The sequence below is a fragment of the Sphingobium sp. BHU LFT2 genome, assembly GCF_018604485.1.
GTDB classification, from domain to species: Bacteria; Pseudomonadota; Alphaproteobacteria; order Sphingomonadales; family Sphingomonadaceae; genus Sphingobium; species Sphingobium yanoikuyae_A.
In genome coordinates this window covers 1-1,479 of sequence record NZ_JAFCGW010000063.1, presented here as the reverse complement: position 1 = coordinate 1,479, position 1,479 = coordinate 1, and the positions used below count along the sequence as shown (strand labels likewise).

Below are 1,479 nucleotides of genomic sequence, written 5' to 3'. Positions count from 1 at the left end.
GGACGCGACCGAGCTGTCCGCCAGCATCGCGCCGGATCTGGGCAGCGGTTACGTGTCGCTGTCCGGTCGCTGGGATCGGGGTGACGGTTTCCAGACCACGCCAAAGGACCAGCGCGTCGCCGCCACCGTGCCCGCCGGCTATGACAGCTGGTCGACCAATTTGCGCGCGGTCGCGCCGATCGACGCCACCTCGGAAATCCAGTTTCGCGGCACCTTGTTCCAGGACAATCGCACGCTGCGCTTTGCCGGCGCCGACAGCATGAGCCAGGGCCAGGATGCCAGCATCCGCTATATTTCGCGCGGCCGCTGGCAGGTCGATGCGCTCGCCTATCTCCAGGCGCGCAATTTCTCGAATATCGTCATCTCCTCCACCAGCTTCCGCAAGTCGCTCGACCAGCGCAACACGCCATCGACCGGGATTGGCGGCAAGATCGAGTTGCGCCCGCCGGTGGGCGAAGACCATGTGCTGCGCATCGGCGTGGATAGCCGCTTTGCCACCGGCGACATGTTTGAGGATGCCTATAATGCCGGCCTCGCCAGCAACCCGCTGACAGCGCGCCGCCATGCTGGTGGCGACCAGATCACATCCGGTATCTTTGCCGAGGATGACTGGAGCCCCGATGTCTTTGGCGGCAAGCTTGTCCTGACCGGCGGGGTGCGGGCCGATCGCTGGTCGATCCGCAACGGCTTCTACAAGGCGGTCAATGCGGCGGGCGCGGTGACGCAGGACAGCAGCTATGCCAATCGCTCCGACTGGGAATTTTCCGGCCGGGCCGGCGCGCTCTATCATGTCAGCGATGCGGTGGCGCTGCGCGGCGCGGCCTATAGCGGCTTCCGCCTGCCCACGCTCAATGAGCTCTATCGGCCCTTCGTCGTCTTCCCGATCACAACCCAGGCCAATGCCGCACTGAAGCCCGAGAAGCTCAAGGGCGTGGAGGGCGGCATCGACCTGACCCCGGCATCGGGCGTGCAGCTCTCCGCCACGCTTTTCTACAACCGGCTCGACGATGCGATCGCCAATGTCACCATCGCCACCAACACCCGCCAGCGGCAGAATGTGAACGCGATTCGAGCCAAGGGCGTGGAGTTGACCGCCAGCGCGCAACTGCCGGCCAATTTCTCGCTGCTCGCTTCCTATGCCTATAGCCGCTCCAGGGTCGATGCGCCGGGCATGGCGTTCGACGGCTTCGCGCCCGCGCAGGTGCCGCGCCATTCCGCCAGCGCGACGCTGGCCTGGGCGCCCAAGGCCGGGCCGGAACTGTCGGCCACGCTGCGCTACACGGCCAAGCAATATGAGGATGACCTGCAGAGCGACGTGCTGCCCGATGCGCTGACGCTCGACGCCCTTGCCCGGCTGCCGATCGGCCACGGCATCAGCCTGGTCGCGCGCGGGGAAAATTTGTTCGACGAGGATGTCGTCACCCGCAATGCCGGCGGATCCATCGACCTGGGCACACCCAGGACGCTCTGGATCGGCGT

Annotated in this window: 1 protein-coding gene; it reads left to right on the top strand. The window is 66.1% G+C overall.

Going from position 1 to position 1,479, the window contains the following annotated elements; all coding sequences use genetic code 11:
* Positions 1-1,479, top strand: a 1,479-nt coding sequence (locus tag JQK15_RS26420; protein ID WP_214869618.1) for a TonB-dependent receptor, incomplete at both ends; no start/stop codon positions are given.